This window comes from Bradyrhizobium sp. AUGA SZCCT0169 (genome assembly GCF_018130085.1).
Taxonomy (GTDB): Bacteria; Pseudomonadota; Alphaproteobacteria; order Rhizobiales; family Xanthobacteraceae; genus Bradyrhizobium.
On sequence record NZ_JAFCMC010000009.1, the window covers coordinates 37,594 to 52,319 of the forward strand.

The window sequence follows — 14,726 nt, forward strand, 5'->3', positions numbered from 1 at the left end:
CCCGCGCTAGCTTTCAAAAAACCGGGAGGCTGGCGTCATGCAGATCACCAACGTCCGTGCGCATCACATCCGTATCCCCTATGACGCCGGCGTGGCGAGTTTCAAGCAGGGCGCCTCGGCGATATCGGCGCTCGAAATCGTCCTCGTCGAGGTCTCGACCGATGCGGGGCTGACCGGCTGGGGTGACGCCTTCAGCTATGTGTGCCCGCGATCCTGTGCCACCGCCATCGATGAAATGATTGCGCCGCAGGCCCGGGGTCTCGAGGTCCCCGACGCCGCTGGCATTCCCGCCTTCATGGACCGTATCCAGCGCAATCTGCATCTGTTCGGCCGCTACGGCATCACGATGTTCGCGATCTCCGCGCTCGATATCGCGTTGTGGGATCTTGCGGCACGCGTGCAGGGCGTCCCGTTGCACCGCCTGTTGGGTGCGCGCAAACGGGTGCGGGTACCGGCCTATGCCAGCCTGCTGCGGATCGGAACACCCGATCTCGTCGCCAGCGAATGCGAGACGGCGCTGCGGCGCGGTTACACCGCCATCAAGCTTCATGAGACGACGGCGCCGGCCGTATTCGCCGCACGGCGCGCGATCGGCGACGGCATCCCGCTGATGGTCGATATGAACTGCCCGATGACGTCGGCGGAAGCCATCGCCTTCGCGCATGAATGCAAGGCGGCCGCGCCGATGTTTCTGGAGGAGCCCGTGTGGCCGCCGGAAGATTTTGCCGCGCTGGCCGAGACCCGCACGAAGGGCGGGCTCGATATCGCCGCCGGCGAGAATGCCTGCACCATCAATCAATTTCGCCTGATGATGGATGCGGGCGCGGTCAGCTACGCGCAGCCCTCGGTGACCAAGGTCGGCGGCATCACCGAATATCTGAAGGTGGTTGATCTGGCCGACGAAAGGGGCGTCAGGCTGGCGCCGCATTCGCCCTATTTCGGTCCGGGCCTTCTGGCGACACTGCAATTGCTGTCGCTGCGCGACGACAAAACCTTCGTCGAGTTCTTTTACATGAACCGTGCCGCGTGCCTCTGGCGCGGCGCGATCGATGTCGGCGCCGATGGCGCGGTCGCGGTGCCGGAAGCGCCGGGGCTTGGCTACGAGCCGGACCGCGAGGTCATGGAGCGGTATCGGGTCTAGCGGGTGCTTCACCCGGCCGTACGGCCCTTGTTGTGGCCCTGTACCGCCGTCGAAGGCGGCGTCAGGAACGCATCGAAGCGCTCCTTGACGATGGCGTAACATTCGCATGACGCCTTCTCCAGGCCCGCCCGGTCGAGTACCTGGATGGTGCCGCGGCGATAATGGATGAGACCGGCGGTCTGCATCGATTGTGCGGCAAGCGTTACGGATTTCCGGTTCGCGCCGAGCATATGCGAAAGAAACTCGTGGGTGTAAGGCAGCGCTTCACCGCCGGCGCGGTCGTGCATCATCAACAACCACCTGCACATTCGCTCTTCCGTCGTGTGCATGGAATTGCAGGCAACCGTCTGCTGAACCTGGGAAAGCAGGGTCTCCGAGTAACTAACGAACAGGTCGCGCACGTGTTCGCTGTTTTTGAATTCGTGTTGCAATAGCTCGATCGGGCAGCGAACCGTATGACCCGGGAGTTGCACGAGACAGCGGTTGAACGAGACACGGCTATACATGGCTGCAAACAGGCCGAACGCGCCTTCGCGTCCGATGTTGGCCGTCTCGATGGCGGCGCCATTCTCCAGAACGGTCAATAGCGACAGAACCGAGCCTTGCGGAAAATAGGCGTGTTTGAGCAGACCGCCGGCATCGCAGACCATCTCTTCGAGTTCGAAATCGATCGGCTCGAGGTGGGAATCTATTCGCCTGCGGCTGTCTGGCTCCAGGGCGCCGAGCAGTTGATTGCTTCGCGGGTCATAATCCATTTGCGCCTGGGGCATCGCTTATGGCCGTGATGATCCGAGTGCTTCGGACCGATTTTAGGCACGGCGATTGGCGGATCAGATTTGCACTAATAAGCGGCTCAAGTCTGAGCAAAACAGCTCAGTGGACATTGCTGGGTTCCCGATAGGGATGGCCCAAGGGAGGCGCCAGCGTACACAGCGCCTCGACCAGCGCCGCAGTCTGGTAAGGCTTTGCGAGAAAGCAGCTGTCCTGCGGAAGTTCGAAGGGCTGTAGCCGAACTTGTCCCGATACGACGAGAATTTTGATTGGCGGCCAGCGGTTGCGCACCGCGTGGGCCAATTGTAATCCGTTCATGCTGCCGGGCATGTCGATATCTGTGAGCAGCAACGCAATGTCCAAGCGGGATTCCAGCAGCGCCATCGCCGCGTCTGCATCAGCAGCTTCTATGACTGCAAAGCCTGCTTCCTCAACAATCTCTGCGACGCACATCCGCAGCAGTGTGTCGTCCTCTACGATCAGAACGATGGTCGGTGATTTGCTGGGCAATTCTGCAGCCATATTGACGGGAACTTTCCAAAACGGGCTACTGGCTGCCGTGTCCCTGATTGGCCTGCTCGGTCAAATCGGCTGCCATCCGCAGACACTGCGCCTTCAATTCCGGGGCGAGCGACATGGATGCGAGTTCAATGAGGTCCGATGCCAGGCGCAGGCACTCGAGGTCGCGCTTTCGGTTGCTTTCGGAATCGGGCATGCGCACCTCCTGGAAGGTGTGAGTGATCGCACACCGCCTTTCGTGCTGTCGGTGGTCCACACCACAGACCATGACCCACGTATTCGTGATGCTGCAGGAGCGGGCGCTCACGCACCGGGGCGCTGAAGTGAGCTGTTTTGCTCAGACTGACCAACGCCGGGCTGCCATAATGCCCTGAAAGCACTGGCTGAAATCTGAACTGATCCCTGGCGAAGGCCGTGCTCGGGAGGTCCGCGATTGCATTTGCCGTCTGACGCAGTTCAGGAACTATTCAAGTTTCCTGCAGAATCGCCTGATCGGGACGAGCTTCCATACCGACTTCGGCAGCAATCCCTGCTCGGCGAGTTCGGCCGAATCGCCATGCAAACCCGCGACTACCGACAAATCCTGCAGCGGGCCACGGAGTTTTGCGCCGACGGGCTTCAGACGCGATTCGCCAAAGTCTTGGAATATGTGCCGGAAGAAGACCACCTGAGGGTGCGCGCCGGCGTCGGCTGGGACCTCGACACCATTGATAACGTGTCGCTCACCGCCGATCTCGGATCGCCGGCCGGATACGCCTACCAAACCGGGGCCACGGTTATCTCGAATCACCTGGATGTGGAGACCCGTTTCCGGACACCCCAGCTCCTGAAGGATCACGGCGTCAGGCGCGCGATCAACGTGCTGATCGAAAAGGGCGGGGAGGGCAAAACGTTCTTCGGCGTATTGGAGGTCGATAGCGCCGATCCCGGCCAGTTTGACGAGGCGGATGCCGACTTTCTGGCCGGCTTTGCCGGCCTGCTCGGCGTCGCCATCGAACGTCAGCAGGCGGACGCCAAACTGCAGGAGGCACTTGAGCACCAGGCGCTGCTGACGCGGGAGATGAGCCACCGCGTCAAGAACAGTCTAACTTCCGTGGTCGGATTGCTGCGCGTCCAGGCCCGTTCGGCTCTATCCCCGGATGTCAGAAATGCGCTTGAGGATGCAAGCCTGCGCGTCGACACCATCGCCCAGGTACATGATCATCTATGGCGTAGTTCGCACGTCGGTTTTGTCGAACTCGTAGACTTCATGAACGAGCTTTGCAAAAAGCTGAAAGGTACGACGGATGGCCATACGCTGCACTGCCATGCCGACCCAATGCTGCTTTCGGCTGACCATGCCATTCCATTGGGACTCCTGATCAACGAACTCGTTACAAACGCGGTGAAATACGCCTACCCCGAAGGCGGTGGCGTCATCGAGGTCAGTGCGCGGGAAATCGATGAACATCTTCATGTCGAGGTTTCCGACCATGGCGTCGGCCTTCCGCACGGCTTCGACATTGATCAGCCGCAAACCAGTCTGGGGTTCAAGGTGATCGTCGGCATGGTGCGGCAGCTTCAAGGCCACCTGACGCTCATCTCCGGAAATCCCAAAGGGGCACATTTCCTGCTCGACCTGCCTATCCTTCCCCAAGTCAAAGAATAGATTGCGTCGCCTCTCGCGCTGTTCGATCCAGGCAGAACACGTGAAGATGTCGCAGGAACCAATGGGCCAGCGGCCTATTGGTCTCCTGACACATCAACCCCCGGAGAAATTATGAAAACGCTCACCCTCGCGCTGGCAGCCGGCGCTGCGGCGTTGTTTGCCACTGCTGCCTCGGCGGCTCCGCTTTCCATTGGCCCGGTCGCGTCGGACAGCCATATTCAGAACGTACGCATGGTTTGCGACGAAGACGGCCGTTGCTGGCGAGAGCGCGGGGAGCGCCGCGTCATCCTTCGCGAGTCTCGCGACTCGTATGGCTATGCGCCGCGCGAGCGCTATATCGAGCGCCGCGGCTATGAAGAGCGCGGACCCGGTATTGGAATTCATGCGCCCGGCGTGAGCATTGGTGTCGGCGGCGGTCGCTACTGAGCCACGCGCTGCGAATGACCACAGATCTGCCCGGCCGACTTTGTTCGGTCGGGCATGATCAATCTTGTACAGGCAGAGGCGGACCAGCCTGCAATGCTGGCGCTGCGGCCAACCGCTGAGGTGACGATATGCATATGTCGGGCGAGAGTTTGCTGGTCATCTTGTTTGTCGGTCTCGTGGCCGGCTGGCTCGCGGGCCAAATCGTGCAGGGGACTGGTTTTGGGATCGTCGGCGATCTCCTTATCGGGATTGTGGGCGCCTTTATCGGAAGTTGGCTGTTGCCGCAGCTCGGCATTCATCTCGGAACCGGAATCATCAGCGCAATCATCAATGCGACCATCGGCGCGATATTGCTACTCGTCGTCGTGCGGCTGGTTCGTGGTGGCGGCCGATGGCGAAGGAGCTGGTGGCGCCCGTGATGACAATTGCGCCGTCCCTGGATTGTATCGTCAGCGCCGCAGCGCCGGCACCACCAGGAACGGGATCAATCCCAGCACCACGTTGACCAGCGCGAACACGAACAGCGCGTTATAGTTGTGGGTCCAGTCATGGATCAGGCCGCCGGCCCATGAGCCCATTCCCGAGCCGAGGCCGCTGCCGATCGAAATGGTGCCGAAGATGGTGCCGACCCGTTTGCCGCGGAAAATGTTCAGTGCCGTCGCGGTGATCAGCGGCCCGCGCGAGCCGATCATGCTGCCGAAAGAGATGATGAAGCCGGTCAGCAGCCAGTAGTTCGGATAATATTGCAGCAGCCAGAGCAGGATGATGCCGACGATCGAAACGCCGTAGCTGAACAGCACTGACGGCCTGCGGCCGATGATGCCGTCCAGCGTCGAGATCCCGAGCATGCCGAACAGCAGCACCACGCCGGAAAAACCCCAGGCCGTGGCGGCCTCGAGGGGCGGGAAGCCGGCGTCGATCAGATACGCCACGATCTGCGCTGTGATGGCGTACATCGCCACCGCGGTGAAAAAGAAGGTCGAGAACAGCGCCCAGAAGACGTGGTTGAGCATCGCGCTCTTCAGTGTCCAGCCATCATCGACCAGGCCGTCGTCGGTCTTCTTGACGACATGCGGCGAGCCGGTCGCGAACAGCCGCCACGGCATCAGCAGCAGCGGCAGCAACAGACACAGCGCGGCGATGCCGAACCATTGATAGGCATCGCGCCAGCCGATGCGGTCGATCAAGAGCTGCGAGGCCGGCAACAGCACCAGGATGCCCGCACCGGTCGCCGAATAGAGGATCGCCATCGCGGTCGGCAATCGCGGCCCGAACCAGCGGCCGAGCAGGATCGAATTCGGCACCACGCCGATCAGTGCGATGCCGATGCCGACGCACAATCCGGTGGAGAGCTGGAACTGCCACAGCGCCTGCGCGCGCGAGGCGACCAGGAACGAGCCGCCGAGCAGCAGCAATCCGAGCGAATAGACGAGGCGCGGCCCGGAGCGGTCGAACAGCCGGCCGACGAGCGGCGCCATCAGCCCGCCTGCGAGCCAGGTCAGCGAATAGACCGAGACCACTTCGGCGCGGTCCCAGGCGAAACTCTCCGCGATCGGTTTCAGGAAAACCGTAAAACTCTCGCCAAGGCCGCGGCCGACCACCGACAGGGCAAAGCACAGCGCCAGCACGTTGAGGGCGGTGCGCGCCGGCTTTTGCGGCGTCGTCAACGCGTCTCCCCCTGGCGTCTTGTCATCCATGGCGGGCATGGGAGCGCGCTTCCGCAATCCCACGCAAGCGTCAAAACCGAATGCGCCTATGCAGGCTTGAGCAGGACGTGCTTCTTCTTGCCCATCGACAGCTTGATGACGCCTTCCTGCGTGAGATTGCCCGCGTTCAGGACCATCTTCTCGTCGGTCACGGCGGCATCGTTGACGCGCAGCCCGCCGCCCTTGATCTGGCGGCGTGCCTCGCCGTTCGATGCGACGAGGCCGGCCTTGACGAACAGCCCCAGCACGCCGGCACCGGCATCAAGTTCGCCGCGCGGAATTTCCACCGTCGGCAGGCTTTCCGCAATCGCGCCTTCCTCAAAGGTTTGCCGCGCGGTTTCGGAGGCGGTGTTGGCGGCTTCGCGGCCGTGCAGCAGCGCGGTTGCTTCCGTCGCCAGCACCTTCTTGGCCTCGTTGATCTCGCCGCCCTGCAGCGCCGCAAGCTTGTTGATTTCGCTCATCGGCAGGATCGTGAACAGCTTCAGGAATTTCACGACGTCGGCGTCCTCGACGTTGCGCCAGTATTGCCAGAAATCGTATGGCGAGAACGCGTCGGCGTTGAGCCACACCGCGCCTTGCGCGGTCTTGCCCATCTTGGCGCCCGAGGCTGTGGTGAGCAGCGGCGTGGTCAGTGCGAACAACTGTTCCGTGCCCATGCGGCGGCCGAGATCGACGCCGTTGACGATGTTGCCCCATTGGTCGGAGCCGCCCATCTGCAAGCGGCAGCCCGTGCGCCGGGCCAGCTCGACGAAGTCATAGGCCTGGCAGACCATGTAGTTGAACTCGATGAAGCTCATCTCCTGCTCGCGTTCGAGCCGCAGGCGCACCGAGTCCATCGTCAACATGCGGTTGACCGAGAAATGCCGGCCGATGTCGCGCAGCATTTCGATCCAGTTCAGCTTGGTCAGCCATTCGGCGTTGTCGAGCATGATGGCGTCGCTGGCGCCGTTGCCGTAGCGCAGCACCTTTGAGAACACACCGCGGATCGAAGCCTTGTTGGCCTCGATTTCCGCGATCGAGCGGATCGCCCGCGACTCGTCCTTGCCGGAGGGATCGCCCACCATGGTGGTGCCGCCGCCCATCAGGGTGATCGGCTTGTTGCCGCTTTGCTGCAGCCAGTGCAGCATCATCATGGTCAGGTAATTGCCGATATGCAGCGACGGCGCGGTACAATCGTAGCCGACATAGGCGGTCGCCTGGCCTTTCGCGGCGAGCGCGTCGAGGCCGTCGAAATCGGAACATTGGTGGATGAAGCCGCGTTCCTGTAAAATGTTCAGGAAATCTGATTTAAATGCGGTCATTGGTCTGCGACTCTGATCATTCTATTTTCACGGTAATTGTAACGAGTTGCGGAACCATAGCGGAATGGGCTGCCGCAAGCGCTTGCGGTGTGGCATTATAAGATGTCCGTGTTTGGCACAAGCTGGTCGTCGTCGGCGGGACGATTCGAGCAGGGCGTGGCGAAGGCACGATTACGATGATGTTGACGGCCATAGGTTTGATGAGCGGTACCTCGCTCGACGGGGTCGATGTCGCCATGATCGAAACCGATGGCCGGAAAGTCCGGGCTTTTGGGCCATCCGGATATCGACCCTACAGCGAAATGGAGCGCCGCCTGCTGCGCCAGGCGCTGTACGAGGCCGTCAACCTGCCGCAGCGCGATGCGCGGCCTGGCGTCCTGCGGGACGCCGAACAGGCCGTCACTTTGGCCCATGCCGAGGCGGTGGCGGCCTTTACCGCGCAGCACCGCATCTCCGCCCAGGACATCGACATCGTCGGCTTTCACGGCCAGACCGTGCTGCACCGGCCCGAGCGCCGATTGACGGTGCAGATCGGCGACGCCGCAGCTCTGGCCAAGGCGATCCACATCCCCGTCATGCATGATTTCCGCGCCGCCGACGTCGCCGCCGGCGGGCAGGGCGCGCCGTTCGTGCCGGTCTATCACCGCGCGCTGGCCCAGTCGCTCGAGCGCGAGGGTCCGATCGTCGTGGTTAACATCGGCGGGGTCTCCAACATCACCTATATCGACGGGACCGACACGCTGATCGCCTGCGACACCGGGCCCGGCAACGCGCTGCTCGACGACCACATGTACCGTGTCCTGAACCAGCGCTTCGACACCGCCGGCCAGACCGCCGCGCAAGGCAAGGTCAATGACGCCTGGATTGCCCGCGCGCTGGCGCTGCCGTTCTTCACAAAACCGCCGCCCAAATCGCTCGACCGCAATGATTTTGCCGCGCTCAAGGTCGACGGGATGTCGCCCGCGGACGGCGCCGCGACCCTGACCGCGTTCACGGCCGCATCGATCGCCCGGATCGTGCCGCTGCTGCCGAAGGTGCCGAAGAGCTGGATCGTGGCCGGCGGCGGCGCCCGCAACCTGACCATGCTGCGGATGCTGCGCGATCGGCTTCAGCCTGCGGCCGTCGAGGCTGCGGATGGGCTCGGCTGGGCCTCGGATGCGATCGAGGCGCAGGCCTTCGGCTTCCTCGCGGCGCGAGGGCTCAAAGGCCTGCCGCTGAGCTATCCGGCCACCACGGGGGTGCCGATCCCGATGACCGGGGGGCTGATGGCCCGGCCGTAGCGGCCGGGATCAAGATCTGTTGATGCAACTGCATTGATCTTGACGACTACATGCACATGCATCTAATTGATGCAAATGCATGAAGCGAGCCGTTTGGCCTCGCCCTTGGAGGTCGTCATGACGGCAAAACTCACTTTGATCAGCCACAAGCTTTGTCCCTACGTGCAGCGCGCCGTGATCGCGCTGAACGAGAAGGGTGTGCCGTTCGAGCGCGTCGATATCGACCTCGCCAACAAGCCGGACTGGTTCCTGAAGTTATCGCCGCTCGGCAAGGTGCCGGTGCTGATCGTGCGCAGCGAGGACGGCGAGGTCGCGCTGTTCGAGAGCAACGTGATCTGCGAGTACATCGAGGAAACCCAAAGGGGTGCAAAACTGCATCCGCAGGACGCGTTGCAGCGGGCGCAGCACCGCGCATGGATGGAATTCGGCTCGACGATCCTGAGCGAGCTGTGGGGCCTCGAGACGACAGGCGATGCCGCGGTGTTTGAAGCCAAACGCGTCGCGGTGGCCGCGAAGTTCGCACGCGTCGAGGAGGCGCTGGGTTCGGGTCCATTCTTTGCCGGCGAGAAATTCAGTCTCGTGGACGCCGTGTTCGCGCCAATCTTCCGCTACTTCGATGTGTTCGACGAACTGATCGACCTCTCGATCTTCGCAGAGACGCCGAAGGTGCGCGCATGGCGGACGGCGCTGGCAAAACGGGACAGTGTTCAGAGCGCCGTCGGCACCGACTATCCGCAATTGCTGCACGCGTTCCTGGTTCGCCATAATGCGCACATGCTGAAACTGGCAGCGTGAACGCGTAGGATGGGTTGAGCTCTTCGCGAAACCCATCACACATTCTCGGGCAGCAATTGATGGGTTTCGCGAAGAGCTCAACCCATCCTACAATTCTACAATTCCGTGACCATTTTCGCGAGCGTCGCGATCGTGTTCATGTTGCGCGCGGTGCCTGCTTTCGCGGCCGGGATCACCAGTTTCGATTGCCCGATGCCGTCGCCGTAGTGGACGTAGATCTCGCGCGCGCCCAATCCGATTTCTTCGTCCTTGCGGCCTTTGACGGCGGCCAGCGTATCGGCCGGTGGCTTGGCATCGAGGAATATCGCTACCGTCCGGTTGCCCGGCGCCTTTGGAAACGGATTGTTGTTCAGAACGGCCTGCATCTCGGCCGCGGTGCGCAACATGACGCCGACGGCTTTGCCGGCATAGGCTTCAAGCCGCGCTTCGAGCGCCTTCTTGACGGCGGATTCGGATTTGCGGCTGGTGAAGACGACATTGCCGCTGGCGATGTAGGTGCGGACGGCCTCGAACCCGAGCGCCTCGCACATCGCCTTGAGTTCGCTCATCGGCAGCTTGCCGGTGCCGCCGACATTGACGGCACGCAGCAAAGCGACGAAGGCGGTCATCGCAAACCGCTTGATTTAGCGGACGTTGGCGAGCCGCATGTCGAGATAGCCGGTCACCGTCTCCATCAGCGGCTGCAATTTGCCGTCGAAGAAATGGTTGGCGCCGGGGATGACCTGCTGGTCGATCACGATGCCCTTTTGCGTCTTGAGCTTCTCGACCAGCGTGTTGACGTCTTTCGGCGGCACCACCGCGTCCTTTTCGCCATGCACGATCAGGCCCGACGACGGGCAGGGCGCGAGGAACGAGAAGTCGTAGAGATTGGCCGGCGGCGCGATCGAAATAAAACCTTCGACCTCGGGCCGGCGCATCAACAGCTGCATGCCGATCCAGGCGCCGAACGAAAAGCCCGCGACCCAGCAGGCGCGCGCTTCGGGATTGATGGTCTGCGCCCAGTCGAGCGCGGACGCCGCGTCCGACAATTCGCCGGTGCCGTGGTCGAACGATCCCTGGCTGCGGCCGACGCCGCGGAAATTGAAGCGCAGCACCGAAAAGCCGCGATGCGCGAAGGCGTAGTAGCACTGGTAGACGATCTGGTGATTCATCGTGCCGTGAAACTGCGGATGCGGATGCAGGATCATCGCGATCGGCGCGTTCTTCTGCTTCGCCGGATGATAGCGGCCTTCGAGACGGCCTGCGGGACCGGTGAAAATAACTTCGGGCATGGATGATCCTTGGAAGTGCTTCTTGGCGACGGAATTGATCCGCGGAGAAACGGCAATCAGGCGTCGTTTGGGAGATGCGCGCGCGGCGCCCCGTGAACTGTCGGCCGCGTTCTAACATGAGGCGAGGGGCAAAAAGCAAGGTTTTTATGCGCCCGCCGCCGGGCAAGGGTGAATCCGGCGCTCGGGATAAGTATTTGATGGATTTTAGAGATTTCTTTTCGCCGAGAGCCGCCTCGGTGCCGCCATGGCAAGTCGGCCGCTCAACTTGAAGCGGTGATGCGTTCAAGCGAGGCGATGGCGTTGCGGTAGCGCCGGCTGCCCACAGTGGTCTGACCGGTGTCAAAGGTAAGCTCGAAATCTCCCGATGGCTTCAACGCCACAGCGGTTACCCGGTCGAGATTGGCCAGCCGTGTGCGGTGGACGCGTGCCAGTTTGAATCGCGCAAGCTGAGCCTCGGCTGCCGCCAGCGTTCCGCGAACCAGATGGCTGCGACCATCGGCGAGGCTGTACTCGACATAGTTCCCGGCCGAACTGATCCAGATAATCTCTTTGGGTTCGATGCGGATACGGGTGGTGCCGTCGCGCAGCCAGACCATGTGCGGCAGCGTTTCCGCTGCCGTGGCGGGGGCCGCCATCGCAACCGCCCCGACCTCCCGTCGGCTGTCGATCAGCCACATGCCGCCACCGATCAACAGGCAGGTGACCGCGTCCTTGCGAGCCTCATAGAGCACGGTCGCGAGCGAGAGGTGGAAATCATAGCTGCCGCCGAGCATCCACAGCACGAGTTTACGCAACGCCACCATCCCGGTGATGTGCACGGCGGAGAAGACGATGATTACCGCGATTACCAGCGCGATACGGACCAGCCGGCGCGGTTCCCGGCGGATTCGCCTGACGGCGGCGAATAGGGCCGGCGCCAGCAGGATGATGACGGCAATGCTGGTCATCTCCCAGAGCAGCGGCGTCTTGAGGTTATACGGGCCGCCGCGCCGGGCGATGTCGTCCGCGATCGACAGCGCATTGACGCTGCCGATCGCAAGCGCGACCGCCCCGACCCCGGCATAGACCAGCCAGTCGGCGCCGGTTATCCCGCGATGCAATCCGCTGGTCCCACGCGAGGTCGTCTCGTCCCAAGCAGGCTGGTTTTGATCCCAAACCGGCTCGACGCCACGGCCATCAGGCGCATTTTTGACGTCGGTCATCCAACTTCGTCGCACATTGAGGGATCAAGCCATGTGGCAGCAAACCATATCACAATCACCGGACAGCGCTCCCGGCTCCGATCGGCGCATCGATCTCGACTGGGTGCGGATCGCAGCCTTCGGCCTCCTGATCTTCTACCATGTCGGCATGCTCTACGTTTCCTGGGGCTTCCACATCAAGAGCGCGCATCGGATCGTTGCGCTGGAACCGGTGATGCTGGTGCTCAATCCGTGGCGGCTGGCGCTGTTGTTCCTGGTTTCAGGGGTGGCGACCCGCTTCATGCTGGGCAAATACAATCTGGGGCCGCTGCTGCGGTCGCGGTCGGCGCGGCTATTGATACCCCTGGTGTTCGGCATGCTGGTGATCGTGCCGCCGCAGGCCTATGACCAGATCGTCGAGGCGCTTGGCTATCCGGCCGGCTTCGTCGATTTCTACCAGCGGCATTATTTCGCTTTCGGGCCGCAATTCTGCCCAACCCCCTGCATCCTGCTGCCGACCTGGAACCATCTCTGGTTCGTGGCCTATCTGTGGGTCTACACGGTGGCGCTGGGCGGCGTGCTGTGGCTGGCTCCGGGGCTTCTCGGCTGGATCGAGCGGCGGCTGGCATCCGCGCTGTCGGGCGTGCTGCTGCTGGTCGTGCCGCCGCTGCTGCTTGCGGCCTATCGCCTGGTCCTGCTGCCGCACTTTCCATCGACGCACGCGCTGTTCGGCGACTGGTACAATCACGCGCTGTTCGCGACCGTCTTCCTGTTCGGCTTCGTGCTGGCCCGCGCTACGGCCGTCTGGGAGGCGATGGAGCGTCTGCGCTGGCTGGCGCTGTCGCTGGCGGCCGGATTCTTTCTGTGCTTTCTCGCCGTGCGGGCGAACAGGTACGGCGGCGTGCCGCTGAAAATGTATGCCGGCGTTGCCTACGCTTCTTATCAATGGCTTTGCATGGTCGCGCTGCTCGGCTTCGCGCGGCGATGGCTGACCGCGGATTCGCCGGCGCGGCGCTATCTCACCGATGCGATCTTCCCGTATTACATCGTGCACCAGACCGCGATCATCATGATTGCGCATGCTTTGCACGGACAGGGTCTGCCAGCCTGGCTTGAGGCGGGGATCGTCATTTTTGGAACGATCGCGGCCTGTGTGGCGACCTATGAGATCGTTCGGCGCGTCACTATCTTGAGGCCCTTGTTCGGATTGCGGATGGCATCCGAACCGGCCATGCCGGTGCGGGCGAGGAGCCAGCCCGCGCAATGATTGGCCGCCTGGAAGCGTTTTCGAGCGAAGTGGATGCCGGTTCGCACAGCAATCAAGTTTACGCAGATTGCGTAGACTTATCTGCGGTAGAAAACGCGTCAAAACAAGAGACTAGAGCTTCGGTTCTGATTCAATCAGAACCGATAATGCTCTAGGGAAACGTGCTAAGACGGCGCATGCCCGACCGGATCTATCTCGACTGGAACGCGACCACGCCGCTTCGCCCGGAAGCCAAGGCGGCGATGGCGGCGGCCTGGGAGCTCGCCGGCAACCCGTCCTCGGTCCACGCCGAGGGCCGCCAGGCGCGCCGGCTGGTCGAGGACGCCCGCGCCGCGGTCGCCGCGGCGGTCGGCGCCCGGCCGCAGGACGTGGTCTTTTCATCAGGTGGAACCGAGGCCAACGTGCTGGCGCTGACGCCGGGCCTGCGGCGGGGCGCAGGGCAGCCGGTTCAGCGGCTGCTGGTGTCGGCCATCGAACACGCCTCGGTGCTGTCGGGCGGACGCTTTCCACCCGACACCATCAAGACCATCAAGGTCACGGCCTCAGGCCTTGTTGACCTCGACCATCTGCGCGAGCTGTTGAACGGCCCTCCCGCGCTGGTATCGGTGATGCTGGCCAATAATGAGACCGGTGCCATTCAGCCGGTGGCGGAGGTGGCCCGGATCGTCCATCAGGCCGGCGGGCTGCTGCATGTCGATGCGATCCAGGCATTCGGGAAAATAGCCTTTGATATCAACTCGATCGAAGCCGATCTGATCACGCTTTCTGCGCACAAGATCGGCGGCCCCAAGGGTGTCGGTGCTGTGGTGTTGGCCGGGGACGTGCAGGGGCTGGAGCCGCTGCTGCGCGGCGGCGGACAGGAACTGGGCCGCCGGGCGGGCACCGAGAATGTAGCCGGGATTTCGGCGTTCGGCGCCGCTGCCAGGGCGGCGATGGCAGCGCTGGGCACGGATGCGGGACGGCTGCAGGGGCTGAAGGATCGCCTCGAGGACGGTCTGAAGCAGACGCCGGGGATGATCGTGTTCGCTGAACCTGCTCCGCGGTTGCCCAATACCACACTGTTCACCGTTCCCGGCCTAAAGGCCGAAACGGCCGTAATTGGCTTCGATCTCGCCGGTATTGCGGTATCGTCTGGCTCGGCCTGCTCGTCGGGCAAGGTCCAGCCGTCGCATGTCTTGGACGCGATGGGCCAGGGCCGGGAACTGGCTCAGGGAGCTGTGCGGCTCAGTCTGGGGTGGTCTACATCACAGACAGAGATTGAATTGGCCCTCAAGGCTTGGCGAACGCTCGCCAATACCTTACTTAAGAGCGACGAAACACAGGTTGAACGGTTCTAAGCAATCGGTTCTGAACCAATCAGGATCGATCAGGCCGGAACCGCCGGATTGATCCACCGCGGTCCTTGAAACCGCGAGCGGAG

At 62.6% G+C, this 14,726-nt stretch carries 16 protein-coding genes; 8 read left to right on the forward strand and 8 right to left on the reverse strand.

Annotated features, from left to right (window positions below; translation table 11 throughout):
- Positions 1-37: 37 nt before the first annotated feature.
- Positions 38-1,141: a mandelate racemase/muconate lactonizing enzyme family protein gene (locus JQ609_RS13015; RefSeq protein WP_212273716.1), complete on the forward strand. Its 1,104-nt coding sequence runs from the start codon at positions 38-40 to the stop codon at positions 1,139-1,141.
- Positions 1,142-1,149: 8 nt separating this feature from the next.
- On the opposite strand, the gene JQ609_RS13020 is transcribed toward JQ609_RS13015, so the two are convergent.
- From JQ609_RS13020 to JQ609_RS13030, 3 genes are all read right to left on the reverse strand, one after another.
- Positions 1,150-1,911 (reverse strand): Crp/Fnr family transcriptional regulator, encoded by a 762-nt coding sequence (locus JQ609_RS13020; protein WP_212031343.1) that lies wholly within the window; start codon positions 1,909-1,911, stop codon positions 1,150-1,152.
- A gap of 103 nt (positions 1,912-2,014) precedes the next feature.
- Positions 2,015-2,434 (reverse strand): response regulator, encoded by a 420-nt coding sequence (locus JQ609_RS13025; RefSeq protein WP_212273717.1) that lies wholly within the window; start codon positions 2,432-2,434, stop codon positions 2,015-2,017.
- Positions 2,435-2,459: 25 nt separating this feature from the next.
- On the reverse strand, positions 2,460-2,627 hold the full coding sequence (locus tag JQ609_RS13030; protein ID WP_212206770.1) for a hypothetical protein: 168 nt from the start codon (positions 2,625-2,627) through the stop codon (positions 2,460-2,462).
- A gap of 243 nt (positions 2,628-2,870) precedes the next feature.
- Here JQ609_RS13030 and JQ609_RS13035 point away from each other — a divergent pair, with 243 nt between their 5' ends.
- From JQ609_RS13035 to JQ609_RS13045, 3 genes are all read left to right on the forward strand, one after another.
- On the forward strand, positions 2,871-4,079 hold the full coding sequence (locus JQ609_RS13035; protein ID WP_212273811.1) for a sensor histidine kinase: 1,209 nt from the start codon (positions 2,871-2,873) through the stop codon (positions 4,077-4,079).
- Between the two features lie 111 nt (positions 4,080-4,190).
- On the forward strand, positions 4,191-4,505 hold the full coding sequence (locus JQ609_RS13040; RefSeq protein WP_192739493.1) for a hypothetical protein: 315 nt from the start codon (positions 4,191-4,193) through the stop codon (positions 4,503-4,505).
- Between the two features lie 128 nt (positions 4,506-4,633).
- Positions 4,634-4,924, forward strand: a complete 291-nt coding sequence (locus JQ609_RS13045) for a GlsB/YeaQ/YmgE family stress response membrane protein (protein ID WP_211994952.1) — start codon at positions 4,634-4,636, stop codon at positions 4,922-4,924.
- 30 nt (positions 4,925-4,954) lie between these two features.
- Here the strand turns inward: JQ609_RS13045 and JQ609_RS13050 are convergent, their stop codons facing one another.
- Positions 4,955-6,202: an MFS transporter gene (locus tag JQ609_RS13050; protein WP_249127960.1), complete on the reverse strand. Its 1,248-nt coding sequence runs from the start codon at positions 6,200-6,202 to the stop codon at positions 4,955-4,957.
- A 56-nt stretch (positions 6,203-6,258) separates the two neighbouring features.
- Positions 6,259-7,512 carry a tyrosine--tRNA ligase gene (tyrS, locus tag JQ609_RS13055; RefSeq protein ID WP_212273719.1) on the reverse strand — a complete coding sequence of 418 codons (1,254 nt, stop codon included), beginning with the start codon at positions 7,510-7,512 and terminating at the stop codon, positions 6,259-6,261.
- Positions 7,513-7,688: 176 nt separating this feature from the next.
- Between tyrS and JQ609_RS13060 the strand changes: the two genes are divergently transcribed.
- Both JQ609_RS13060 and JQ609_RS13065 read left to right on the forward strand, forming a co-directional pair.
- Positions 7,689-8,792 carry an anhydro-N-acetylmuramic acid kinase gene (locus JQ609_RS13060; protein ID WP_212273720.1) on the forward strand — a complete coding sequence of 368 codons (1,104 nt, stop codon included), beginning with the start codon at positions 7,689-7,691 and terminating at the stop codon, positions 8,790-8,792.
- Positions 8,793-8,909: 117 nt separating this feature from the next.
- Positions 8,910-9,587: a glutathione S-transferase family protein gene (locus tag JQ609_RS13065; RefSeq protein WP_212273721.1), complete on the forward strand. Its 678-nt coding sequence runs from the start codon at positions 8,910-8,912 to the stop codon at positions 9,585-9,587.
- Positions 9,588-9,682: 95 nt separating this feature from the next.
- Here JQ609_RS13065 and JQ609_RS13070 read toward each other — a convergent pair whose 3' ends face one another.
- From JQ609_RS13070 to JQ609_RS13080, 3 genes are all read right to left on the reverse strand, one after another.
- Positions 9,683-10,195 (reverse strand): DUF1697 domain-containing protein, encoded by a 513-nt coding sequence (locus JQ609_RS13070; protein WP_212273722.1) that lies wholly within the window; start codon positions 10,193-10,195, stop codon positions 9,683-9,685.
- Positions 10,196-10,210: 15 nt separating this feature from the next.
- Positions 10,211-10,858, reverse strand: coding sequence for an alpha/beta hydrolase (locus JQ609_RS13075; protein WP_027536583.1), 648 nt, complete (start codon positions 10,856-10,858; stop codon positions 10,211-10,213).
- Between the two features lie 260 nt (positions 10,859-11,118).
- Positions 11,119-12,060 (reverse strand): LytTR family DNA-binding domain-containing protein, encoded by a 942-nt coding sequence (locus JQ609_RS13080; protein WP_212273723.1) that lies wholly within the window; start codon positions 12,058-12,060, stop codon positions 11,119-11,121.
- Positions 12,061-12,091: 31 nt separating this feature from the next.
- Between JQ609_RS13080 and JQ609_RS13085 the strand changes: the two genes are divergently transcribed.
- The gene (locus JQ609_RS13085) at positions 12,092-13,306 is read left to right on the forward strand and encodes an acyltransferase family protein (protein ID WP_212273724.1); all 1,215 of its coding nucleotides are present in this window, start codon (positions 12,092-12,094) and stop codon (positions 13,304-13,306) included.
- A gap of 176 nt (positions 13,307-13,482) precedes the next feature.
- Positions 13,483-14,643, forward strand: coding sequence for a cysteine desulfurase family protein (locus JQ609_RS13090; RefSeq protein ID WP_212273725.1), 1,161 nt, complete (start codon positions 13,483-13,485; stop codon positions 14,641-14,643).
- Positions 14,644-14,726: the final 83 nt, after the last annotated feature.